This window comes from Pseudomonas sp. R38(2017), from assembly GCF_002112395.1.
Lineage (GTDB): Bacteria > Pseudomonadota > Gammaproteobacteria > Pseudomonadales > Pseudomonadaceae > Aquipseudomonas.
On sequence record NZ_NEHN01000002.1, the window covers coordinates 133,893 to 157,676 of the forward strand.

Genomic DNA, 23,784 nt, shown 5'->3' on the forward strand with positions numbered 1-23,784 from the left:
CCCCGACAAGGGGGCTTGTTGTTATTGCGCCACGCTCGCCTTTTTCCCTTGCAGGTCATCGTGCAGCCGCTGCATCTGCGGGCAAATCAACGTCAGCGAGGGTGGTTTTGCGCCGCGATGAAACAACGCCAGCCATCCTGCACCTCGTTCATCCGGCGCCAGTCCGGTGAACACGAAACCCGCCGTTGTCAGCGCGTGGCAAGCGCTATCAAACCCCTGCGTCAGCCTCAGCCGGATTGAAATGAGCCAATGCACCGGCAGTTCCTGCAACTGCTTGAGCAAACAGCTATCAAGTGCCTTGAAAGTCCCTTCATATCGATCCCACCGCTGTTCAAGATGCACCGGTTCGCCCACCCATGGCGCGACCCTTTCCTGCGTCCCGAACACACTGCACATCTGCTGCATGAAGTCTCGACAGCTGTCGGGCCATGCCAGGGCTGGAAGCGGCCGCCGGTTTCCATCGATGGGCAGGTACCCGATGACGAGCGACTCCCGTGCCGAGGCGTCATGCGGAGACGGGACACCGTCGGGCAGCCATCCCGTATTGTGAAAGCCGAGGCAGGCTGCCATGCGCTGGGTGTAGGGGTGACAGGTCATCTGTTTGATCGTCACGCCCCGGCATCCCAGCGCCTGGGCATGGATCAACAGTTGGTGGCCCAGACGGGTGGCAATACTCTGACCCCGGGTTTGCGGGTCAACCACGCTGAGTGCCAATTCTGCGAGACGTGAGTCTTTGGCGCGAATCAATGTCGCGTGTCCCACTACATTATTTTCGGCTACCGCCACCAGCGAGTGCCAATGACCTTGCGCATGGTTGCGGTCAATCATGCAGGGCAGATAAACGTGGGCCTGGGCATAGAGATCGCCATAGATTTTGCGAAACAGCCTGCTCACGGCTTTTGCGTCGCTGTTGCGGTAGTTCCGCAGTGTTACGCGCTCCATCAGCGAAGATCCGCACGGGGGGTGTTGTAGACACGCAGGTCCAGCACACGCTGGCGCTTGCCGGAGCGTGGGTGGCGTGTCAGGTCCTGAACAGTGCAACAGTCAATCCGTAAATCCAGCAGATGATCGGCGTTCAATTGCGAAATCAACGGATAGCGCTCGATCAATGCGCTGCGCAGCATCCGCTCTGACTCCGGCGACCCGGGTCCCACGGCATCCGGAGCCCATTTCAGGGTCAGGACGTCTTTTGTCCCGGTCTGCTCGATTACCAGCTGCCAGTCGTCACTGCGGGTGATGCGTTGCACGGTATCGCCGATTTCATCGGGCAGCAGTGTCAGGATTCCCACCCTGACTCGCTGGCTGTCGGCGCTGCGGCCCATCAACGCGAATTTACGTGCAGGCGTCCGGTCGAGCTCTCGCCAACAGGCGCGGTCGCCAACCGGGTAACGAATCAGCGGCATCAGCCGCCGGGTGAGATTGGTCATCACCAGGCGTCCTGTGCGATCGCATTCTTCGATGACTTCTCCGGTCTGTTCGTCGAGGATTTCCAGCACGCTGTGGCCCTGGGTCATCCGGTGTTCGCCCAAGGCACAGTCAGGATGGCTGGCGCCGATGAAGCCGGCATCGACACTGGCGTAGCCCATGGAGGCGACGCGCACGTTGGGGAATACCCGGCCGAGCAGTTGCAACTGCGCCGGGAACAGGCTTTCACCGCCGTAGAGCAGGCATTCGACGCGCTCCAGCCGACGTCCCTGATGTTCCAGCCACGCGGCAAAAGTCAACAAATGCGCAGGTAAACCTGCGAGTACATTGATCCGATACCGGGAAATCGAATCGGCCAGCACGGCCGAATCAACATGGCCAGTGAACGGGAACTCCACGACGCCCGGCTGAGTGTGGGCCAGGGTGTCGTGAGTGAAGATGAAACTGGCATACAGGTCGCCGGAAAAAAACAGGTTGGCGACCCGGTCGCCCTTGTTCAATTGCACGTTGAGACTGCGACCGAAATCCTCGGCCAGCGTTTGCCATTCGCCGCGTTCGAAGACCGACAATTTGCCATCGCTGGTGGTCCCTCCGGTTTTGAAAACCAATGCGTTGCCGAGAGCCGCGGTCAGCACCGGCCAGCGGTCGAGGTCCTGGCTGCCTTTCCAGTAATGCGCAGGGTCAATCACCGGCAAATCGGTCAGCGCCGTTATCTGCTCGGGCACGCCGGCAAAGTGTCTGGCGTAAAAGCTTGAATGCTGACGCGCAAAAGCTACCAGCTCCTGCAATTCATTCCTTGGGTTCATGGTGTGCTCCTTGCAGAACAGAGGAGACGCAAGCTCCTCGGTTATCGATCAGCAGCGACGTCTTACCGCTGTGTTTGTTTCGGGTGAGTCTGTCGACGGCGCACATTTCAGCGTCGACCGTCAGCAGACCGGTCCGAACAAGCGTCGCCAGCGTCGGGTAGTTCAGTAGTCGTTGCTGGACGTCTTGTGGCTCGCGTGTGCTTCGAAATCTCATGCGCTCCAACCCATCGGGGGCATGTTCGAGGATCACCTGGAACTCGGTTTGCAGGTGCTGCGTGAGCGTCGACAGGCAGATGAAATCGGTCCCGATGCGCACCAGTCGGCCATGGCGCTGAAGCAGCTCGAAACGGGGCGACGCCAGACCACATTCACATCGACCGGAAAGCCAGCGACCGCTATCGCCGACGTCATAACGTTGAACGTCCTGACCTTCCCGTGCGAGTGAGGTGAACACCAGTCGCCCGGTTTCGTTGTCACGGACGGGTCGATCAGCCTCGAACTCGACAATCTCCAGGTGCTGGATATCACTCATCAGATGAAACACACCATCGGCCGTGGCTGCACACGCGTGACCGAGCGGGCCGGCGTCGACGCTGCCATAGATCGCCGAACGGATCAGGGTGACGCCGCAGTCCTGCATCAGTTGGCGGCACTGTTCGCTGAGGTGTTCGCCACCGAGGAATACTTTTTCAATCCCGCCATAGGCGCGCAGGTGCGTTTGTTCGTTAAGAAACAGTCGGTGCAAGGTACTAGGCATGCCGATCAGCGTGTTTACCCGCTGATCGACGATCAATTGCGCAATCTCACGGTAATCGTCGTCGGCCGGGGCGCCCATCGGCAGGTGAGTGACGTCCAGTTGTTCCAGCACTTTGGCGAAACTGAAAAAACCGCCATACAAACCGCCACTGAAAAACAGGTTCATCACCCGGTCGCGGCGTGGATCGAGACCGGCCGCAAACAGGCCATCGGCCGTAGCGCGCATCTGCTGGTGGAAGTCGCGATAGCTGAAGCCCGACAGCGCCGGTATGCCGCTGCTGCCGCCGGACCGAAAATACAGCTGGGCCGAAGGGTTGATCGGCTGTGCGACGAAGTCATCCTTGCTCGTGATCGACAGACCCGCGAGGCATGGCTGTGGCGACGGGCTATGGAGTGTGGCGTGGGTGGTAAGCTTTGTCGGCGACAGGCTCAACGAAACTCGCCGGCTCAAGCGCTGCAAGGCATAGACGCCGTCATGGGGTTCGCCATCGTAGCCATCGTGAATGGCTTCCATCGGCGTAATCCGGGTGACACCGCCGGCGATCAACGTCTGTGAAAGTTCTGCGATCTGTTGCTCCGGGCAGATCAGAGCGCAGCTTTGCAGCACGTTTCGCCATGACAGCAAAGTCTCGGCGATCAGCCTGCGCGGCAGTGGATTGAGCCGCAGGCTGCGAAACAGCGGCGAAGTTCTCAATTGCTGCTCATGGGTCCAGATCACCCGCCAGCCCGGTGCCGTCCAGACCGCTCCCGCCACGTTGGCGAAACTGTGTGCAAGCCTGGCCATGGCCGTGTCGGTGGTGATTTGCGAGGCTTCCTGAAGGGTTGGCAGCAATGGTGGCCATTGCCCCGCACGGCGGCTGAACGCTTCGGCCAGACCCTCGCCGATACCGCGCAGTACGGTCTCATCGTCGCTGTCCACCAACAACCATTGCGGGCTCGAGCACGCTTGCTGATCGAGTCGGCAGACTTCGTCCACCACCGCATCCAGCGCCTGAGGCGAGGCGGCGTCCGGCGTCAGATAAACGAAGCTGATGCGATGTCCCCAAGCGATCCAGCGGCATCCGGCAGGGATTTGCTGGCGAATCGCGTGCAGGGCCGATTCACCACCCCAGGCCGAGACGCCGTTGGCCCATTGGCACAACTGGCCGATTTGTGCGGTGCTTGCCGGAACGACAGCGACATGCCCCGCGAGTTGGCCGCTGGGGTCACATTGCGTCAGCGCGTGGAGCAATTGCGCGGTCAGGCCCTGATCGCTGCTGCTGGGGCGCAGCCAGTTGACGTTGCCGGCCAACAGACTTTCGATCACTGCGCAGAACGCCAGAAGTGCCGCGTTGCCGGGGGTGATGTGGACCACCAGGCCCAGCGGGCTCCAGCGCTCGAAACGTGGTTGGCGATAATCGAAGCGCCGCAGCGCCGCGGGTTGATCGCCGAGCTCCCGTTCAACTTTGCGCTGCAGTCCTTGAGGCTGGCAGAACTCGATCAGTGACTGACGTTGTTCGGCGTCCAGTGGCAGGGCCAGGCTGACATCGCCCAACCGGAGGGCGAACGCGGCGGCTGCATGGATGACCGTCTCACTGTGCAGAGGCGAGTTCAGGCGTTGGGGCAGGGCATGACGCAACTGATCCAGCGCGTTATCGAATCCGAAGTCAGCGTGAAGTTGTCCATTGATCAGGTACATATCACTGCCTCCCCAAGAGTTCGGACGCCGCCATCGCGCAGCTTCTGCCTGCTGTGGTGGCGGCGCGGCCATGCAGTTCGAACCAGTCGCTGTCCAGACCGCAGCCGCAGTTTGCGCCGGGGTGCAGGGTGACGAGGTCGCTCATGACCACCGCATGGGCGGGGCTCGAAGAAATGTAGGGCGAGACCGCACTCAGCAGCCCCGGCCGACCATAGGGCAGGACGGTGAAATCGGGGGGGCTACGCACAAATACCTTCGAATAGACCGGAACATGAAAATGATGGTGAGCGCATTCGAGGTAAGGCACCGGATGCTCGACCGCACCGTAACCGTCCCGGCAGCGGGCGATGTCTATTCCCAATTGCTGGTGGATACGCTCGTAAAGCTGCCTGCGCGGGATCTCCTGTGCGGCGCTGGTTTTCCAGCCGCCGCCAAACAGAGTCAGTGAATCCGCTGCCAGTTGCAGATCGGCCACGCCGATGGTCTGCATGCGTTGCAGGGTTTGCCAGAGAAATGCAGGAAACCCGAAGATCCGCACCGGCAAGCCTTCTTCGGCAAAGGACTGCAACGCCGAGATGACGCCGAAGCCGTCGAACTCATGGCCGCCACCGGTCCGGCGCAAGGCGTAAGCCACGCGGTTGACCGGGGCGAACCGGCACAGGAACTGGTCGGTGAACGACGTTCCCAAGGTAATGCTGGCTTCAGGCTCGTAGCTCAGCAGCAAGTAGTTGCACGGCGTTTGCGGACTGTCCCAGCCATAGTGGTGGAAGATCCGTTCGACCATGTATTGGGCGGCGGCCAGACTGCGCTTGTCATAACGCATGCGGCTTTTTTGGCCGTTGGTGCCTGACGACGTCAACTCAAGTGCGTGTGTACCGGTCGGGCTGAGCAACTGTTGCTGTTTGAAAAAACTGGCGAAGATCGGCGGCAGGCGCGACCAGTCGTCGAGGCTGCCCAGATCCGCCACGGTCATTCCGTTGGCGTTCAACCAGTGTTCATACCCAGGCGTGTGTTCACTGTGAAAGCGGCTGATTTCGGCCATGGCCTGGTCGAAAAGCCCCGATGGCAAAGAATCCGGGCAATAGGGTCGCGACAACGCACAGAGCGCGTCGCTGTGGGGGAAATGGAACATCAGGCGTCCTTATTGATGTGTCGAAGAGGCGGTTTCTGTCGGAGGTTCTCGCAGAAACCGGTACAAGAGAGGCAGGCTCAGCAGCCCACCCAGTGCTGCCCAAAGGGCAAAGGATTCGAGACGGGCGCCGCCACCGATTGCCGCGATAAGCGAACCGCCGGTGCCCATCACTGCAATCGAGATCATGCCCACCGCGGCCGAGACCAGGCCTTTTCTGTCATCGCTGGAAAACAGCGCCAGCCGATACAGCGCGGCATTGCTCATGCCCAACCCCACCGCGTACAGCGCGAGGCCGGCAATCAGCAAACCGAGGGACAGATTGGTCAGAGCGCCCGCCATTAGCGTCAGCAGCCCAAGGCAAAACGGCCATAGCGCCAGACGAATCAGGTGCGGTAATTCACGTGATACCAACAGTCGGTCAAGAATAAGATTTCCAGCGATGACCGCTGCGAAAATCGGGATCTGCCACAAAGCGTATTCACGCGTAGACAAGCCAAGCCGCTGGATCAGCAGCAGTGGAGAAAGCCCGATCCAGGCGATCAGCGGCAGGCTCATTAGCCCAAGCGCGAGGCTTGCGCCGAGGAATCTCGGGTTGCGCAACAAGGCCAGGTATCGGTGAAGCGTCTGGCGCCAGGACAACGGAATCGGCGCCTGCTGGCCGCCATCACGGCGAACCACCCCGATGGTTTCCGGCATGCAGACGTAGAGCCCGGCCCACGTGATGGCGGCGGCCAGGCCCAGGGCCAGGAACAGTTCGCGCCAGCTCAGCCATTCCAGCAGCAGACTGCCAAGCAAAGGGCCAAGCAGCGGCGACAGCAGCGCAACGTTGCCAAGCAGCGCCATGAGCCGCACGGCATCGGCCTCGCAGAATACTTCCTGAAGTGCGGGATAATTGACAGCCACCACGAACCCCAGCCCCATGCCTTGCAGTAGCCGCAATGCATTGAAGACATCAATGCCGGTTGTGGCGATTGCAGCCAGGCAGGTCATGGCGAAGAGTGCGCAACCGATGAGCAACACGAGGCGACGGCCATACCGGTCGGACAGTGGCCCGATGAGCCATTGCAGGCAGACGCCTCCGATCAGGTACAGATTGAAAGCAGTGGGGATATGCCGTGGGTCGGCGCCGAGGTCTTCGGTGACGGTCAACATGGCCGGCATGATCATGTCGCTGGCCATGTAGGTCAGCCACTCGAACAGCGTTATGGCCAGACAGAAGCCAAGCGTTTTTAGCGGCGGGAGATCGATGAGTGTTCTTTGCATGCGCTTCCATGGCCTTCAAAGGGGAGAGCGCAAAGGGTAGGGGCGTGGCGTGGCGTGTTCCTACATCGTTGCTGCGACGTTGTATGTCGCAGCTTTGCAGGGTATTGCCGAAGGCTGATTACTGACTGCTGCTGGCGAAGCGTCCGACATTTTGAGGGCAAGATATACGGAAAATGCCCACATCCTCGTGGGCATTTTTTACGGGCGTTCAATCAATTGTTGCATTTGAAGAAGCGGATATCAGTGTCGTTCAAATCTCGGGGTTACCGATGTTGGTAATAGCCTGGACCGGGCGCGCCATAGTAGCGATGGTCGCCATGCCAGCCGCCGTGGGGGAAAATAATGCAGCCGCTCAACGTGAGCAGGGCCAATACAGGAATCAGCCAGGTGATTCGACGCAGCATTTCAAAAGTCCTCATGGTTAACGCCGCATGGAGCCAAAGCTCTTCATCGGCTGTAACATGAGACCCCGTTTGCAGCCGCGCATCCCCGTGACACGGTATGCCCATGGCATGAAAGCCGATACAAACCCGATACATTTGAAAGTTTCAGGAATTCGCAATGACTCAGTCGCAACGTTTGAAATACTCGATTCTGATCGCCCTTACCGTACTGGCGATCATGTTCGGCCTGTCCTGGCTGCAGAACGCCGGGATGATCAGCGAAAAAGTGTTCCAGTACATCGCCATTGGCGTGGCGGTGGTCGTGGTGGTGATCAACGGAGTGATGCGCCGCAAGGTCAAACCCTGACGGCGCTCCAGAAGGGAATCAATCGCTATTGAGGACAGCGGCAGCTTGTGGATGCAGGCTGTAGCTCTTGTCGGCGTTGAAGGTGATCACGCCTTCGGCGCACAGGCGCTTCAACACTTCGCGCACGCTGAGAAAAGACAGCGGAATGCCCAGCTCCAGCAATTGGCTGTGGACACCGCGCACACCCAGGCTGCGTTCGCTCTGGGCGGCGACCAGCAGGGCATCGATGACTTTCAGGCGAATCAGGCTGGTGCGCAGGCCGAAACTCTTGAGCAGCAGACGAATACGTTCATTGCCGTGGCGCTCGGCCCTTTGTCCGAATACGCTGGCGTGCGAACCCATGGAAGCTCCTTGTGGTGCCTGGCTACCGTCCGATGGTAGTTGCGGGTTGTACATGCGATTACTCCTTTTCAGAGCCTGATCAGGAAAGGTTTTTTGCTCTCTCTAAACAAGACGTATCAGCCCGACAAATCATGAAGCGAAATATGTAGAAAATTTGTCGTTGATTCGTCTTTTCTCCGTGATCCGGGCTCTAAACGGTCTGGTAATCGCCTAAATTTTTTTTCATCGGTTTCGTTTCCCGGTCAGGCTCATTGCGCGTGGACGCGTGGGTGATTTCAGGGCGGAGCTGCTGCGCATGGCTTTTCGATCACGGCGCGCTCCGCTCTCAGGCATTTCGATCAGGAGCGAGCGTGATTATTTCCAGGCAGTTAACCGGACTGACCCTTGCCGGCATGTTTCTCGGGCTGAGTCTGTCGGCGCAGGCGTTCAGTCCTTCGACCCAGGCAGGGGCCGACATCCGTCGCACGGGGTTTGGCGTGCCGCATATCCGCGCGGAAAACGAACGCGGCCTCGGATTCGGCATCGGTTATGCCTATGCGCAGGACAATCTGTGCCTGCTGGCCAACGAAATCGTCACGGTCAATGGCGAGCGGTCGCGTTACTTCGGGCCGGATCAACTCACCGTCGAAGAGCGCGAGAACCGCATCAGTGACGTGTTCTTCCAGTGGCTCAATACCCCGCAAGCGGTGAATGCCTTCTGGCAGGCGCAGCCGGTCGAAGTGCGTGATTTGGTGGAGGGTTATGCCGCCGGCTACAACCGGTATCTGGCCGAGCGTCGCCAGCAAGGGCTGCCGCAGCAGTGCCAGGGTGAATGGGTGCGTGATATTGCAGCCGAAGACCTGGTGAAGCTGACGCGTCGGTTGCTGGTCGAGGGCGGCGTCGGTCAGTTCGCCGAGGCACTGGCCGGCGCCACACCGCCACAAGCCACTGCGCAGAACCCAAGCCACTCTCGTGCCTATGACCTGGCCGCCACGCGCCTGCAACGTTTCGCCCTGGACCGTGGCAGCAACGCAGTGGCCGTGGGCAGTGAGCGTTCCTTCAACGGCCGAGGAATGCTACTGGCGAACCCGCACTTCCCGTGGGTGGGTGGCATGCGTTTCTATCAGATGCACCTGACCATTCCCGGCAAACTGGATGTGATGGGCGCGGCGCTGCCGGGCCTGCCGATGATCAACATCGGTTTCAACCAACACCTGGCCTGGACCCACACCGTTGACTCGTCCAAGCACTTCACCTTGTATCGCCTGCAACTCGATCCGAAGAACCCGACCCGCTACCTGCTCGATGGCAAGTCGCTGCCGTTGAACAAGCAAACGGTAACGGTGCAGGTCAAACAGGCGGACGGGCAGGTGACGCCGGTGTCGCGTGATATCTATAGTTCGCAGTTCGGCCCGATCGTGCAGTGGCCGGGCAAGCTCGACTGGGACAATCAGTACGCCTACAGCCTGCGCGATGCCAACCTCGACAATGATCGTGTGCTGACGCAGTGGTACGCGATGAACCGCGCCGCCAACCTCAAGGATCTGCAGGATTCGGTGCACAAGATCCAGGGCATTCCGTGGGTCAACACCCTGGCGGTGGATGACAAGGGCCAGACGCTGTACATGAACCTGTCAGTGGTGCCGAACGTCAGCGCCGACAAACTGGCCAAGTGCAGCGACCCGCGTGTCGGCCTGCAAATGATTGTCCTCGACGGTTCCAACAGCGCCTGCGCGTGGGACATCGATCCGCAGGCGGCACAGCAGGGCATCTACGCGTCGAACCAGTTGCCGCAATTGCTGCGCAAGGATTTCGTCCAGCACTCCAACGATTCGGCCTGGCTGGCCAACCCGGCGCAACCGCTGACCGGTTTCTCGCCGCTGATCAGTCAGGAAGGCCAGCCACTGGGGCTGCGCTCGCGTTTTGCGCTGGATCGCCTGGCGACCCTGAACAAAAAAGGTTCGGTGTCGGTGCAGGATCTGCAGCACATGGTGATGGATGATCAGGTGTTTCTCGCCGCTCAGGTGCTGCCGGATCTGTTGAAATTCTGTGCATCGCAAACCGCCGCCGAGGTCGCTTTGAAATCGGTGTGCTCCAGCCTCAAGGCCTGGGACGGTCGGGCGAACCTGGATTCGGGAATGGGCCTGGTGCATTTCCAGAACATCATGCAAGCCTTGCAGGAATCTCCGGATGTTTGGCGTGTGACCTTCGATCCAAAGGATGCGCAGCACACGCCACACGGGCTGGCCGTTGAAAAAACCGAGGTCGCCAAGGCCTTGCGTGAGGCCATGCTGGCGTCGGCCGAGACAGCCGCGAAAATGGGGCTGACCGACAAAACCCGTTGGGGTGATGTGCAGGTGGTCAGCAGCGGTGGCCAACAAACGCCGATTCATGGCGGGCCGGGGACGTTGGGTATTTACAACGCCATTCAGAGCGTCCCGCGTGAAGACGGCAGACTGGAAGTGGTCAGCGGCACCAGCTATCTGCAAGTCGTGACGTTCGACGAGAAAGGACCGCATGCTCAGGGTTTGCTCGCGTTCTCGCTGTCCAGTGATCCAGCGTCGAAGTATTCCCGGGATCAGACCGAAGCCTTCTCGAAGAAACAGTGGAGCGTGATGCCGTTCACCGAGGAGCAGATCAAGGCCGATCCGCAGTATCAGGTTCAGAGCGTGCGTGATGATCTTGAAAAAGCGGGGAAAGTAGCGGCGCACTAACCTGTTGTCGTAGCACCGCAATGATCGCAACAGACGAAGGCCGCTCCCTCACGGGAACGGCCTTCAGTTTTTGGCCGGTTGTTGCGGCATCGGATTGATCACCGGGTTGCCTTCCTTGTTGCGCGTCAGAAATACCGGCAGGACTTTGGGCAGCGAGCTGGCGAAGCTGTTCAGCTCCCTGATGTTGTAGATGCCACCCACCCGGATCGCGCCGGTCGAGTTGTCGGCGAGCATCAGGGGTTTGTCCAGGTATCGGTTGATCTGCGGCAAGGCCTCGTTCAACGACAGATTGTCGAGCACCAGTTTGCCGCTGCGCCAGGCCAGAGAGGTGTCATTGGCGTAGGTCTGGCTGATTTGCGGGATGTAATCGCCATGCTTGTAGCGGGCTTGCATTGAAGGTCCCAGACGCAATCCGTCTCCGGGCAGCCGGGTATTGCTGGTGACCAGTACCGAACCTTCGATCAGGTTCACTTTCACCTGGTCTTCGTACATCCAGACATTGAAGCGAGTGCCTGTGACGCGAATCTTGCCTTCGGCGGCCCTGACAACGAACGGATGGCTCGCGTCATGGGTGACTTCGAAGAACGCTTCACCCTTTTTCAGGGTGACGCGACGCTCGTCCTTGTAGTTGCTGTAGGTCAGCTCAGTGTTGAGGTTCAGTTCGACCTGACTGCCGTCGCCCAGGGTGACATGGTGCACGTTGTCGGTGGCGGCGAAATGCTGATAGCTGTTGGGCAACCAGCCCAGATTCCATCCGGTCCAGGCCGCCAGTGGCAATGCCAGCGCGCAGACAGAAGCAGCTACGGCGTACTGGCGCCATGATTTGACGGGTGGGCGGATTATTGGCGCTACGGCGGCAGGTTCGGGGCGTGGCAAATGCTCGGCAACGTCCCAGATCTCCAGCATGGCCTCATATTCGAATGCGTGAAGCGGATGAGCATCGCGCCATTGTTCGAACGCCAGGCGCTCTTGGGGGGTGCAGTCGACGGCGTGCAGACGCATGCACCAGTGCGCGGCGGCATCGGTGATTGCATCGTATTCGGCTTCCGAAAGGGGGGGCTGGGTCATTGACTCGTCCTGATTTACTGCATTCTAACCTTGAGGGCGAGGCGCCGAGAACATCCGTCATGGCAATTGCCCATCAAAGTGGAACTTATTTTTCACGCCGGCGCCCTAAAAAGCACACCGTGCGCTGAACACTATCCACAAATGGAGTGAAAAAATGATCAAGAAAACCTGTGCTGCCCTGATTGCCACTGTTGGCCTGCTCAGCGCTGGTGCTGCAATGGCTGACCGGCCGGGCGCCGGCTGGATCACGATCGAAAAGGCCATTGAAATCGTCAAGACCAAGGCAGGTTACGTCGAGGTGTATGAAATCGAGGCCGATAACAACGGCTATTGGAAGGGGGAAGGGCGCAAGGCCGATGGTGTCGTCTATGAATTCCGCATCGATGGGACATCGGGCAATGTGCTGCGTGATCAGAAAGATTGAGTGTTTCAGGCAGTCCGGCTGATTATTCAGGCAATGCGCAGGTCGAAACCTGCGCATTGCGGTTTCAAACAGTCGGCACGGGATCCAGCTGTCGCCCGATTTCACAGATCAGGCGCGCGATAGAGTCGGCGTTTAGCAAAATGACATCAATGCGGGTCTCGGGAGAAATCCGGTCACGAAAGGCATTACGCGCTTCGTGCAGATTTCCGGTCCCTGTGGCTTTCATGATTTCGTCGGACACCAATGCCCTTTCGGGATCGAGCTCAAAACTCAGCCACCTTCCTTTGGTTGCACTCCACGTTGAAAACAACTGGGCGTAAGGTGTTTGAAGCGAAAGGGCCTTGCGCTGGTCACTTTCGAGCTCATCGTGCAAAAGTGCGCCCTGAGGCGTGTCAATGGATACCAGGTCCGAAAAAGGCTCCCGCGCACGAACCGTTGCGATATCCAGTGCTTTACTGAATTGATGGGCGAATTCGTGAATGATTGTTGATGCCTGCGCGTGGCCGTTGATGTCGAACGGTCGGGACATACAAGATTCGAATCCGCTCAGTTTTTGATCGAAGAAGTGTTCGGTGAAGTGCACTTTGCGTTCATTGTCGCCGTTCAGCACGAACGCGATTACATCGCCATAAAAGCGATTGGCACCTACCACAAAACGGTCTGTATGCATCAGGTCATCATCCGCATCCACCAGCGCATTGCAGAGCGGGATGATCGTTTTTCCGATCTTTTTCAGAATGTCGGCAGTAATCGAACTCACGTCAAAGAAGTCTTCCAGGAACAGATGAACACGTCCTCGTGCCGCACCACCGTTGATCAACGCAAGGTTGTGCAGGCAGTTGAACGCGTAAAAACGGGCGAGATCGATTGCGTGTACCAGCACGCGAGCGCGTTCAGGGTACTTGCGGCGAATGTCGTTCATGCCCTGGGCTTCGATATTGATCATCGTCTGGCGTATGCGTGAGAAAGTAGGGCGCGTATTCATCCTCGACTGGGTCATGCCGTAATGGACGATCTGGCTCGGAGCCAATGTCAGCGTGGAGTCCTTCTTCAATAGCGCCGGGCCAAGGGTCTCATCTCGTTGCAGCCTCCACCCGTGCTCCTTTTGGGCAACCGTGTAGACCTTACCGGCAATGGCTGCATAGCACCGGTTAGTCGATGGCTGCGTGTAAGTAGCGCTCACGGAACTGTATTCAAGTTCCGAGAGCGATACGTTCGCTCCCTCAAACGCCTGCAAAGTGGTACGTCGGGGTGACGTCAGGTCGATATCTTCCAGTGCAGGGGCAATCAGTGTTTCCTGCGCCACTTCTTCCTCCACGCGGGTCTCGACGGCCAATTCAGGTAGCAGTGCTGTTTCGACCATCTGTGCGGCGCCTTCGATAAAGGATTTCAGAGCGCGGGTCCAGTGATGGTTTTGTAGCGTTTCAGCTGAGTCCTTGAAGTCTTCGTAGGCCTGCCAGAGAAAAGGCAAGAAGCCGGCCTTTCCCTGAAACAGCCCGGTTACCGGCTCGAAATGTGGACTGAACAGATGTTTGGCAGTCTCCCAATCCGACTGCCCGTCGATTTGCGTTCTGGCATTGAGCAATTGCTTCAGCAACTCGAGGTTGTCTGTAAACATGTACTCGAGAAAGTTGCTGTTGATAGCTCGCGTCTCGAGGGTCAATTCGCTCGTTTCGCCGACGGTGCTCAGCAGCAAATTGCGAAACAGTGCCTGTTGATCTTGTGGCAAACGCCGAATCAGCAGTTCCTGCAGAGTTCCAGGGGTATTGAGCGCCGAAATCAACTCCTTGTTGTCCTCGAACTCGTGGAAAACCTGAGTTGAGTAGGGCGAGTAGAGTACCCGTGGCCCTTTGTTGCCAGGGCCTGGACCCATGACGTAAAGGCCGAGCGCACTCACCGCGGCAGTCCCGACGGTCTTGATCAGCGATAGAGGACAGACCATTGCGTGTGCGCCTCGGGTCGCGGCACGGGCAATGGCGTCCGGCATGTCGAGAATCTGTCGAATGTAACCGAAAGCCGTTTCGCTGAGGTGCTGTTGCAGTTTCATCGCGTGAGCATGTTGCAGCAATTGCCAGGGAACCTGACGCACAAACAACTCTTTGGGTGAGGGGGCCGTTACCGGGCGGCGGGTGAGGGCATCGATCACTTTTTGAATGTACACCGGCATATCCAGCGACGTCAGAAGTTGGGTGACAAGCTTTTGGCCCAATCCATCGGGCAGTGCGGCAACCGATCTGGACGTGACCCTGAACCCGGTATCCTGGGCAATGTTGATATGGTTCATTGCGAAGTCCACCAGGCTGCAAGCCTTGCCTGCCAGTGTCAGATTCGGCGTGATTTCGATCTCATGAGGGTCGAGAGGGTTGTCTGGGTATCGGCTTGAGATCAGCGATTTCAGTGTTTGTGCGACATAACCGGCGAGCGAGGGCACGCCACTGAGGTAATCTGCTGCGTCGCCGACACTATGGCGCCACTGCTCCAGCAGTTCGATCTGCAACTGCTGCTCGCTGAGTGGCGCCTTGCCCAGCCAGGCGGGTAGCGCTTGCTGTTGGCGAATGGCCTGCGCGTGTTCGGTCGCCAATCGCAACTGGCTGAAAAGCGGGGAGGGATCCACGGCGCAAAGGCTCTTTTGCCGGGCGATCGGGTCTTCGACTCGCGAACGAACCTGCTCGCAGCGGTTCAGGAAGTGCTCGATACCCGATTGCATCAGATGATGCAGAACGTTGCCCTGGATCAGCCTGAGCGGGCCCGGCTCATAGCGCTGATGAAACTGGTATTGGCCGGGGCCAAGGTTTTCCAGCAGCGCGAGGCGCCGGTTTTTGTCACCCAGCCGCGCTGTCAGCTCTCGTCTGGCGACGGTGACGTTATCGAACACCTCCAGGCCTGAGGCGGGCGTCCACAAGATGGCGCGCCCGGAATGTCGAGGATCGATGCCACCGCGTTCGGTCATGAGTATGCAATGGGCCAGCGGCAACAGTGTGGTCTGTCCGGGGCACTCCACGCTGAGGGTATAGGCGTCGGGGCGAAATCCGTTGAGAGGCGCACGTGTACTGCGGGTCGAGCGGTCGGCGTCGAGTACGGTGTTGACGATTGCCTGTTGCGAGTGATCCATCGACCGGTTCATTACGCGCAGTTTTGCTTCAGCGTTCACGCCGACCAGCCAGGCATGGGCGAGGTTTGGCTTCAATGCTTCCAGGTACGTTCGCTGCAAGGCCGGGGTCGTCAGGGGTTGTGAGGCGAGGGCATCGACCAGAGGCGCCTGGATTGCAGCAAAAGTCTTGATTGCAGCGCTGGCCTTGTCGGCCAGCACCATCGAAGGGCTCTGGTTGCCGGTAATCACCGGACGGGTACTCCAGCGTCCTTCGACATCAAGATTCGCCAACCGGGAATGAACCATCGAGCGGATATCCAGGGCCTTGTCGAACAGCGCCGACAGATTTACCGCACCATCACTGTGACGGAACACCTGCAAGGCATATTCGATGTTCTGTCGCTGTTTGGTAATGATTGCTTCGAACAGGCTGACGAAGATCTCGCCAGCAATGCGGTCTCCCGATACCTGGGGCTCATTGAACCCGAGAAACCGGCTGCGCTCCTCCAGGCTCAGCAGTGCGTACAGTTCATCTTCATGCCCGCGCGCCAGGAATTTGCTGCGCAAAGTGAGTTTGAGATCTTCGTCGTTCTCCAGCACCTGAAGACCTTGAGCCGGGGTGTAAAGAAAAGCTCGGGTCTCGCTGATCATCAGAGAACCCGCCAATTCCACATAGTTGGCCGGGTGCTCCCACAGCCGCACGCACTCATAGACGGGAAGGCGCACGGCAGTGGTGGCCGGCCGTATCAACTGATGCAGTGTTTCGAATTGCTTCGCATCAATGATGGCGGCTTCGCGTTTGAGCATCAGCTCGGCACGTGCTTGCTCCTTCATCACCTGACTGAAAAGTGTGCGGCGTGTCGGGCCCTCGGCCGAGGGGCCTTGCCAATAGAGCTCCAGTTGTTGAAACAACAAGGTTTTCAGTTTGCTTGAGGCCGTCGTGACTGCGGTTGCCCAGCGCTCCTGGTCGCCGGCTTCGGGGGTTCTGTCGGGATTGGAATATTTTTGTAATTGGCCGCCGGGCCAGCATTGATAGCGATAGTGGTGCAAAACGGCTTCAGTCAAGGTCATGGACCCGACCCAGTCCCCGTCGACTTCGCCCGCAGACTCGGCACTGTCGGTCGACGTGTAGATGGCAACGCGTGTTCGGCCCTGCTGCAGCGTTCCGAAATGCGCTTTGAGAAGGTCATTCACAATGGTCTGGAGCATTTCGCCAAGGGTTGGCAATCGCCTGAGTTCTTCATGCAGAAGCCGTGCGTTGAAGAAGTTCGTGCGTGCGATCGCCTCGCCCAGTTCGTCGAATATGTCGCCTTCGATGAATGCGAGCGACAACGAAATCCTTCCACCCTCCAGTAATGACTTGCGCTGGGGCAATGCGAGAAACGCCAGCAGATCCTCCTGTTCTCCCTCGTCGTTGAGACGGTCCTCGAGCTCGGCTTTCAATGAGGCGCGACTCTCATGCTTTTTCAGGCCGTGATACGGGGTATAGAGAATCAGCCCATCTTCGTCGGAAGTGGTGCCGAGGATGAAACTGCCGGGCAGGGGCATGGCCGGCAGTCCGGCGACGTTGAGCAGGATACGCTCGGCCGTCATCGAAGGTATCTGCTCCTTGCGCAAGGTGGCCAAGGTCAGTTTTGCATGGGCTAGCCATCGAAAATCCCTTTCCGTCAGGCCATGGCTTTTACCCAGTGCGGGCCACAAACCGGGCGTATCGAACACTTCGGGGAATAGCAGGGGTGTAGAGGACGTGGGCATCAGAGGATCTCGACTCAAAAGGTTATTGGAGAAGATTCGAGATTAGGAAGGGCGGTGGGTCGGCGGGTCTCGCATAGATACCGCACGTTAAAGACAGGCGTATGCATGCATGGCAAGGCAGGGTTGACACACGGCGGGTCTGGCGTGATTAATCGGCTCGCAAGTTGTTTGTACGCTGTTGTTCCCTCCAATAATTATTCTGGAGCTTCAGATGTCTGCGCCACACGATCATGCTCTTTCGTCCACGCTGTCCCTCGATGACCTGACACGACTTCTGGAAACGATTTTTCAGCGCCACGGCACTTCGCCCGATGTCGCCCGTACACTGGCCGCCAACTGCGCCGGTGCCGAACGCGATGGCGCTCACAGTCACGGGGTGTTCCGGATTCCCGGTTATGTCTCGACGCTCAAAAGCGGATGGGTAAACGGCCACGCTGTACCGCAGGTCGAAGACGTCGCCTCAGGGTTTGTAAGGGTCGATGCAGGTAATGGGTTTGCCCAGCCGGCGCTCGCAGCGGCGCGTGCGTTGCTGGTGGAAAAGGCACGCAGCGCCGGTATTGCGGTGTTGGCGATCCGCAATTCCCATCACTTCGCAGCCTTGTGGCCGGACGTAGAACCCTTCGCCGAAGAGGGACTGGTGGCATTGAGTGTGGTCAACAGCATGACCTGTGTGGTACCTCACGGTGCCGATCGGCCACTGTTCGGCACCAACCCGATCGCGTTTGCCGCGCCAAGGGCCGACGGTGCGCCCATCGTGTTCGACCTGGCGACCAGTGCCATCGCCCATGGCGATGTGCAGATAGCTGCGCGCAAGGGTGAGAAACTGCCGCCGGGCATGGGCGTGGACAGCCTCGGTCAGCCGACCTGCGATCCGAAGGCGATTCTTGAAGGCGGTGCATTACTGCCGTTTGGCGGGCACAAGGGCTCCGCGCTGTCGATGATGGTCGAGCTGCTGGCGGCCGCTCTGACGGGCGGCAATTTTTCGTTTGAGTTTGACTGGAAGAACCATCCAGGCGCGAAAACTCCCTGGACCGGTCAGTTGCTGATCGTCATCGACCCGAGCAAATCTGCCGGACAGGGTTTTGCCGAACGCAGTCAGGAGCTGGTGCGGCAGATGCACAGTGTCGGACTCAAGCGTCTGCCGGGAGATCGTCGGCATTTGCAGCGGGCCAAGTCTTCGGTCGAAGGCATCACGCTGGACGAACAGACCCTGGCGCAGTTGCGAGAATTGGCCGGACAGTGATTTTCACAGACATGAAAAAGGCGAGCCGTCGGCTCGCCTTTTTTGCACGTGCTTAACGCCGACCGAGCAACAACCCCACCACCAGACCAAAACCGGCGGAGATCGCCACGGTCTGCCACGGGTGACCGCCAATGTAGCTTTCGGTGGCATCGACTGCCGGTTTGGTGCGATCGCGCACGCTGGACACCGAGTCCAGTGCCTGCTGCAACTTCAGGGCGATTTGCCCGCGCAGGGTTTCCGCTTCCTCGCCGACCAGTGAGGCACTGCTTTTCAATAGTTTGTCTGACTCTTCGATCAGCGCCTGAAGTTCGCTGAACGCTTGATCCTTGATTTGGTCTTCGGCGGCTTGCACGGCGGTTTTACGGGCCATTGGTTGACTCCTTGCTGGTGAATGGACAGTGAACAATGGAGTGTGGAGCGACTTGAAAAGTTGCAGCGATTTTCCATCAGGATCAAAAACCAGCGTCAGAGGTTTCCGTGCAGCGTGTAAGATGTCGCCATTTCATGCAGCAGGTAATTCCCGATGAGTTTCAATCTTGCCGACAAATCCCTCGCAGAGCGCGCCGCGCTGGAAGATGAAAAATCACGACTGTTCGAACTCTGGCAGAACAATCTGGGCAAAGCCAAGGGCGAAGCCGCGCGGTTGTTCGGCGAACGCTCCAAGCGCAAAGGCAAATGGGCCGAGTTCGTGCGTGCCGAACTGGACGGCATGTCGCCGCCGGAGTTCGCCAACATGGTCCGCAGTGAAGTCAATCGCCTGATGGCGGCCAACAAGTAATCATTCGGTCTTGAAGCTGGCGACAATCGCTTCGCGAACCTTCAGCACCACCGGATCGATCTGGGTATTGGTGCGCCAGCCCAGTTCGACCGGATAACGCGGCAAGGCCAGCGGGCAGGGCAGCAGGGCCAGCCCGCTCAGTGACGCAATGGCCTGCGCCGCGTGGGTCGGGATGGTCGCCACAGCGGTACTGCCCTTGAGCAGGTGCGGCAACGCCGCGAAATGCGTGGTCGAGGCGCAGACCCGACGACTCAAGCCGAGTGCCGCCAGCCCCTCATCGGTGATCCCGATAAAACCACCCGACGACACCAGAATGTGCTCCCGGGCGACAAACTCTTCCAGACCGATCTGCTGCTGGCCGGGCGCAAGGCTCGTCGGGTCCACCAGACACGCGTAACCCCCTTCACCCAATACCTGACGGCTGAGCAGCCGTTCTGCGAATCCGCCGGCGGTGATCGCCAGGTCGATGCTGCGCTCCATCAGGGCCCGGGCGACGATCTGGCTGTGAGTCTGGCGGAAGATCAGACGCAGCTTCGGCGCCCGTCGCCCGATCTCTTCGATCAGGCGCCGCCCGTAGGCGATTTCGAAATCATCCGACAGCCCGACACTGACCGAGCGCCCGTCGTACTGATTCGCCGCCGGGTCGACCATCGCCAGGCTCTGCCGGCACTTGTTCAGCGCATCGCTGACCACGGGTTTCAGCTGGTTGGCCTTGAGCGTGGGCGCCAACCCTCTACCAGTGCGCACGAACAATTGATCGCCATACACCTCGCGCAATCGGCGCAACGCGGCGCTGACCGCTGATTGCGTCACGCCCAGACGCAATGCCGCACGGCTGGCACTGGACTCTTCATGCAGCGCTTCAAAGACTTTCAGCAGGTTCAGGTCGACGGTGGCGATATTCATTTGGCTCATATCATTCAGCAGTGGCTCAGGCTTTATTCATGATCCCGTGACGCTGGAGAATGAGCAACACCTGAACATCACGGAGTGACCGCCATGCCCAAATCAATCGTTGCCGCCCTGCAGATCGGCGCCTTGCCCGGTGGCAAGGCTGAAACCCTGGAACAGATCCTGAGCTGGGAAAGCGCGATCATCGAATCCGGTGCCGCGCTGGTGGTGATGCCCGAAGCGTTGCTTGGCGGTTACCCGAAAGGCGAGGGCTTCGGCACCCAGCTGGGTTATCGCTTGCCGGAAGGCCGCGTAGCCTTCGCCCGTTATTTCGCCAACGCCATCGATGTGCCGGGCGCGGAAACCGAAGCGCTGGCCTGGCTGTCGGCGCGCACCGGGGCCAACCTTGTGATCGGCGTGATCGAACGGGCCGGCAGCACCTTGCATTGCACCGCGCTGTATTTCGACCCGCAGGCAGGCCTCGTGGCCAAGCACCGCAAGTTGATGCCCACCGGCACCGAGCGGCTGATCTGGGGCAAGGGTGACGGTTCGACGTTGCCGGTGCTGGACACTCAGGTCGGCAAACTCGGCGCAGTGATCTGCTGGGAGAACATGATGCCGCTACTGCGTACGGCGATGTACGCCAAGGGCATTGAGGTTTGGTGCGCGCCGACCGTGGACGAGCGCGAGATGTGGCAGGTCAGCATGCGCCACATCGCCCATGAAGGGCGCTGCTTTGTGGTCAGCGCCTGTCAGGTGCAGGCCTCGCCGAATGAGTTGGGCGTGGAGATCGCCAACTGGCCGGGGGATCGGTCGCTGATCGCCGGTGGCAGTGTGATCGTTGGTCCGATGGGCGATGTGCTGGCCGGGCCGCTTCGGGGCGAGGTCGGGCTGCTCACCGCCGAGATCGACACCGATGAACTGGTGCGGGCCCGCTACGACTACGACGTGGTCGGCCACTATGCACGACCGGATGTGTTCGAATTGAGCGTGGACGAGCGCGCCAAACCCGGTGTGCGCTTCACCGCTTGAGGCGCTGTTGTTGCCACACCTCGCGGGTGATTTCCCAGATTTCCCGTGGGAAGCGGCCGCTGACGAAGTCATCCTCGTCGGTGCGGATCAAGCGCATGCCGGTGCGCTCCGAAAGCTTGCGCGAGCCAAGGTTCGGCGCGGCTTTCGGCACGCGCATCAGCGGCTGATTGAGGGTTTCGAACCAATAGCGGGTCACGGCTTCGCTGGCTTCGGTCATCAGGCCCTGACCCTGCCAGGCCGGGGCGAGCCAGAACCCGCGATGGTTGTCCGGTTCGTCCATCAGGCTGATGTTGCCGATCAATTGCGCCGGGGCCGACTTGAGACGAATCGTCCAGTGCCACTCTTTGCCCGCCGCAATCGCCGGCAGCGCAAAGTCACGCAGGTAGGTGAGGGCGCCATCGTCCGGATAAGGCCAGGGCACCAAAGCGTTCAGGTAACGCACCACTTCCCAATGAGGAAATTGCTGCTGGATGGCCTCGGCGTCCGCCAGTTCCAGCGGGCGCAGAATCAGCCGTTCGGTGTACAGCATGGGCGTGTCTTCCATAAACCTGCGACTTCCATTTTTCTGCCAGTGAGCGCTGCAGGCTACCGCATCTTCACCAGGTTGCGGCACTGGCTCGTGGCAGGCTGAGTTTGCCGCTGTCGACAAAACGCATGGTGCCAAACACACCGCCCGCCAGTTTGCCGCGCAGCACGTAAGGCAGGTTGTCGAGGGATTGCGTCTGGCTCAGGCCCAGGGTCTGGCGCAACACCGAGAATGCCGAAATGCTCACCGGGACGCTGACGATGGCTTCGGAGAAACGTGGAATGGAACCGCTTTGATCGCTGACACCGGACGCGAACGAATGCCCGTTCACGTCAAGATCCAGCGCAATGCCGTTGTAGTCGATGGCGGTTTCGTTGGGGTTCTGCACCCGCAGCTTGATGGCGAAGCGTACTTCCAGGTCCTGGCTCGGCAGCGGTTCGACGCCGACCACGTTGATGTTCACCGGGTCGCGGTTGGGAAATAGCGCACAAGCGCTGAGGGAGAGCAGAAGCAGGGACAGGATGATGGCTTGGATACGACGCATTGATGCTCTCTCATTGAAAAAGGGCTGAACCGTTGCCGGTATCAGCCCTTTTTTCATTGAGCGGACAGGATCAACGGTTCAACTGTGCGACAGCGGCCGGGGAGGCAGGTTCACCTTTGGCCGGCACGTCCGGGTTTTCCATGACCTGAAGGATAGAGGCTTCCGGGTCGAAGTCATCCTCTTCCAGTTCGATGAACTCTTCCGGGAGGAAGATGTTCAGCACGATCGCACACAGCGCACCGACAGTGATCGGCGACTCGAAAATATTGCGCAGCGCCTGCGGCAGTTCGCGCAGCACTTCCGGCACGGCGGCGATGCCCAGGCCCATGCCGACGGAAATCGCCACGATCAGCATGTTGCGCCGATGCAGGCCGGCTTCGGCGAGGATCTTGATTCCGGCCACCGCCACGGTGCCGAACATCACCAGCTCTGCGCCGCCGAGCACCGGTTTCGGCATCAATTGCAGCACCGCGCCGATCATCGGGAACAGCCCCAGCAACACCAGCAGGCCGGCAATGAAGAACGCCACGTAGCGGCTGGCGACGCCGGTGAGCTGAATCACTCCGTTGTTCTGGGCGAACGTCACCATCGGCATGCTGTTGAACACCGCAGCCATCGCCGAGTTGAGGCCGTCGGCCAGCAACCCGGACTTGATCCGGCGGATATACAGCGGGCCTTTGACCGGTTGCCGGGAAATCATCGAGTTGGCGGTCAGGTCTCCAGCGGCTTCCAGCGGTGACACCAGGAAAATCACCGCCACCGGCACGAACGCCACCCAGTCGAAGTTGAAGCCGTACTTGAACGGCACCGGCACACTGACCACCGGCACTTCGGGCAGGTTGGCGAAGTCCACGGTGCCCATCAGCCACGCCACCACGTAGCCGAGGGTCAGGCCGATGACGATCGCGCCCAGCCGCAGGAACGGCACGTCGACCCGGTTCAACACCACGATGGTGCCCAGCACCAGCGCCGCGAGGAACACATGGCTGGCCGCGCCCAGATCCGCCGCACCGAAACCGCCGGCAATGTCGGTCATCGCCACTTTGATCAGCGACAGACCCATCAACGTGATGATGGTGCCGGTCACCACTGGGGTGATCAGCATGCGCAACTTGCCGATGAATTGGCTCAGCACCACCTCGATGAACGCTGCAAAGAAGCACACGCCGAAAATCGTCGAGAGGATCTCATCGGTGCCGCCGCCCCGGGCCTTGACCATGAAGCCTGCGCTGAGGATCACGCTGATAAAGGAAAAACTCGTGCCTTGCAGGCACAGCAGACCCGAACCGACCGGGCCGAAGCGCTTGGCTTGAACGAAGGTGCCGAGGCCGGAAACGAACAGCGCCATGCTGATCAGGTACGGAATTTCGCTTTGCAGACCGAGGGCGCCGCCCATGATCAGGGTCGGAGTGATGATGCCGACGAAGCTTGCCAACACGTGTTGCAGCGCGGCAAACACCGTCGCGGTGAAGTGCGGACGGTCGTTGAGGCCGTAGATCAAATCGTTGTTGCGCGGGGCTTTTTCAGAGACGGTCATGGTGGTTTGCTTGCCGCAATGCGGGGCCGGGTCGGAAAATGGGTGCGCAG

The 23,784-nt window shown here is 59.6% G+C and carries 20 protein-coding genes; 6 read left to right on the top strand and 14 right to left on the bottom strand.

Features of this window, described 5'->3' with window-relative positions:
* Positions 1 to 21 precede the first annotated feature (21 nt).
* The 6 genes from CAF87_RS04285 to CAF87_RS29210 all read right to left on the bottom strand — a co-directional run bounded on the left by CAF87_RS04285 (position 22) and on the right by CAF87_RS29210 (position 7,464).
* A complete protein-coding gene (locus tag CAF87_RS04285; protein ID WP_085731119.1) occupies positions 22 to 942 on the bottom strand; it encodes a GNAT family N-acetyltransferase in 921 nt (306 codons plus the stop codon).
* Entirely contained in the window at positions 942 to 2,231 is a 1,290-nt protein-coding gene (locus tag CAF87_RS04290) for a phenylacetate--CoA ligase family protein (protein ID WP_085731118.1), read from the bottom strand. Before CAF87_RS04290 ends, CAF87_RS04285 begins: the two co-directional genes overlap by 1 nt.
* Entirely contained in the window at positions 2,215 to 4,665 is a 2,451-nt protein-coding gene (locus CAF87_RS04295; protein WP_085731117.1) for an aldehyde dehydrogenase family protein, read from the bottom strand. The genes CAF87_RS04290 and CAF87_RS04295 overlap by 17 nt, the downstream gene beginning before the upstream one ends.
* A gap of 1 nt (position 4,666) precedes the next feature.
* The gene (locus CAF87_RS04300) at positions 4,667 to 5,797 is read right to left on the bottom strand and encodes an acyl-protein synthase (RefSeq protein WP_085731116.1); all 1,131 of its coding nucleotides are present in this window, start codon (positions 5,795 to 5,797) and stop codon (positions 4,667 to 4,669) included.
* 9 nt (positions 5,798 to 5,806) lie between these two features.
* Positions 5,807 to 7,060 (bottom strand): MdfA family multidrug efflux MFS transporter, encoded by a 1,254-nt coding sequence (locus CAF87_RS04305; protein WP_085731115.1) that lies wholly within the window; start codon positions 7,058 to 7,060, stop codon positions 5,807 to 5,809.
* 263 nt (positions 7,061 to 7,323) lie between these two features.
* Positions 7,324 to 7,464 (bottom strand): hypothetical protein, encoded by a 141-nt coding sequence (locus CAF87_RS29210; RefSeq protein ID WP_170929569.1) that lies wholly within the window; start codon positions 7,462 to 7,464, stop codon positions 7,324 to 7,326.
* A gap of 157 nt (positions 7,465 to 7,621) precedes the next feature.
* On the opposite strand from CAF87_RS29210, the gene CAF87_RS04310 reads away from it, so the two are divergent.
* Positions 7,622 to 7,810: a hypothetical protein gene (locus CAF87_RS04310; RefSeq protein WP_085731114.1), complete on the top strand. Its 189-nt coding sequence runs from the start codon at positions 7,622 to 7,624 to the stop codon at positions 7,808 to 7,810.
* Between the two features lie 18 nt (positions 7,811 to 7,828).
* Here the strand turns inward: CAF87_RS04310 and CAF87_RS04315 are convergent, their stop codons facing one another.
* The gene (locus CAF87_RS04315; protein WP_085731113.1) at positions 7,829 to 8,206 is read right to left on the bottom strand and encodes a fe2+ zn2+ uptake regulation protein; all 378 of its coding nucleotides are present in this window, start codon (positions 8,204 to 8,206) and stop codon (positions 7,829 to 7,831) included.
* Between the two features lie 296 nt (positions 8,207 to 8,502).
* Here CAF87_RS04315 and CAF87_RS04320 point away from each other — a divergent pair, with 296 nt between their 5' ends.
* A complete protein-coding gene (locus tag CAF87_RS04320; RefSeq protein WP_085731112.1) occupies positions 8,503 to 10,845 on the top strand; it encodes an acylase in 2,343 nt (780 codons plus the stop codon).
* A gap of 63 nt (positions 10,846 to 10,908) precedes the next feature.
* Here the strand turns inward: CAF87_RS04320 and CAF87_RS04325 are convergent, their stop codons facing one another.
* Positions 10,909 to 11,913, bottom strand: coding sequence for a FecR family protein (locus CAF87_RS04325; protein WP_085731111.1), 1,005 nt, complete (start codon positions 11,911 to 11,913; stop codon positions 10,909 to 10,911).
* Between the two features lie 154 nt (positions 11,914 to 12,067).
* Here CAF87_RS04325 and CAF87_RS04330 point away from each other — a divergent pair, with 154 nt between their 5' ends.
* Positions 12,068 to 12,337, top strand: coding sequence for a PepSY domain-containing protein (locus CAF87_RS04330; protein ID WP_085731110.1), 270 nt, complete (start codon positions 12,068 to 12,070; stop codon positions 12,335 to 12,337).
* Positions 12,338 to 12,401: 64 nt separating this feature from the next.
* On the opposite strand, the gene CAF87_RS04335 is transcribed toward CAF87_RS04330, so the two are convergent.
* Positions 12,402 to 17,183, bottom strand: a complete 4,782-nt coding sequence (locus tag CAF87_RS04335) for a dermonecrotic toxin domain-containing protein (RefSeq protein WP_085731109.1) — start codon at positions 17,181 to 17,183, stop codon at positions 12,402 to 12,404.
* Positions 17,184 to 17,394: 211 nt separating this feature from the next.
* On the opposite strand from CAF87_RS04335, the gene CAF87_RS04340 reads away from it, so the two are divergent.
* A complete protein-coding gene (locus tag CAF87_RS04340) occupies positions 17,395 to 18,426 on the top strand; it encodes an Ldh family oxidoreductase (RefSeq protein ID WP_085731108.1) in 1,032 nt (343 codons plus the stop codon).
* A 52-nt stretch (positions 18,427 to 18,478) separates the two neighbouring features.
* Here the strand turns inward: CAF87_RS04340 and CAF87_RS04345 are convergent, their stop codons facing one another.
* Positions 18,479 to 18,796, bottom strand: coding sequence for a YqjD family protein (locus CAF87_RS04345; protein ID WP_085731107.1), 318 nt, complete (start codon positions 18,794 to 18,796; stop codon positions 18,479 to 18,481).
* A gap of 153 nt (positions 18,797 to 18,949) precedes the next feature.
* Between CAF87_RS04345 and CAF87_RS04350 the strand changes: the two genes are divergently transcribed.
* Entirely contained in the window at positions 18,950 to 19,204 is a 255-nt protein-coding gene (locus CAF87_RS04350; RefSeq protein ID WP_007957535.1) for a hypothetical protein, read from the top strand.
* Here CAF87_RS04350 and CAF87_RS04355 read toward each other — a convergent pair whose 3' ends face one another.
* Positions 19,205 to 20,119 carry a LysR family transcriptional regulator gene (locus tag CAF87_RS04355; RefSeq protein ID WP_085731106.1) on the bottom strand — a complete coding sequence of 305 codons (915 nt, stop codon included), beginning with the start codon at positions 20,117 to 20,119 and terminating at the stop codon, positions 19,205 to 19,207.
* A gap of 84 nt (positions 20,120 to 20,203) precedes the next feature.
* Between CAF87_RS04355 and CAF87_RS04360 the strand changes: the two genes are divergently transcribed.
* Positions 20,204 to 21,127 carry a carbon-nitrogen hydrolase family protein gene (locus CAF87_RS04360; RefSeq protein ID WP_085731105.1) on the top strand — a complete coding sequence of 308 codons (924 nt, stop codon included), beginning with the start codon at positions 20,204 to 20,206 and terminating at the stop codon, positions 21,125 to 21,127.
* Here CAF87_RS04360 and CAF87_RS04365 read toward each other — a convergent pair.
* The 3 genes from CAF87_RS04365 to CAF87_RS04375 all read right to left on the bottom strand — a co-directional run bounded on the left by CAF87_RS04365 (position 21,117) and on the right by CAF87_RS04375 (position 23,734).
* Positions 21,117 to 21,671, bottom strand: a complete 555-nt coding sequence (locus CAF87_RS04365) for a GNAT family N-acetyltransferase (protein ID WP_085731104.1) — start codon at positions 21,669 to 21,671, stop codon at positions 21,117 to 21,119. The genes CAF87_RS04360 and CAF87_RS04365 overlap by 11 nt on opposite strands.
* A gap of 52 nt (positions 21,672 to 21,723) precedes the next feature.
* Positions 21,724 to 22,197, bottom strand: a complete 474-nt coding sequence (locus tag CAF87_RS04370; RefSeq protein ID WP_085731103.1) for an LEA type 2 family protein — start codon at positions 22,195 to 22,197, stop codon at positions 21,724 to 21,726.
* Between the two features lie 70 nt (positions 22,198 to 22,267).
* The gene (locus CAF87_RS04375; protein WP_085731102.1) at positions 22,268 to 23,734 is read right to left on the bottom strand and encodes a nucleobase:cation symporter-2 family protein; all 1,467 of its coding nucleotides are present in this window, start codon (positions 23,732 to 23,734) and stop codon (positions 22,268 to 22,270) included.
* Positions 23,735 to 23,784: the final 50 nt, after the last annotated feature.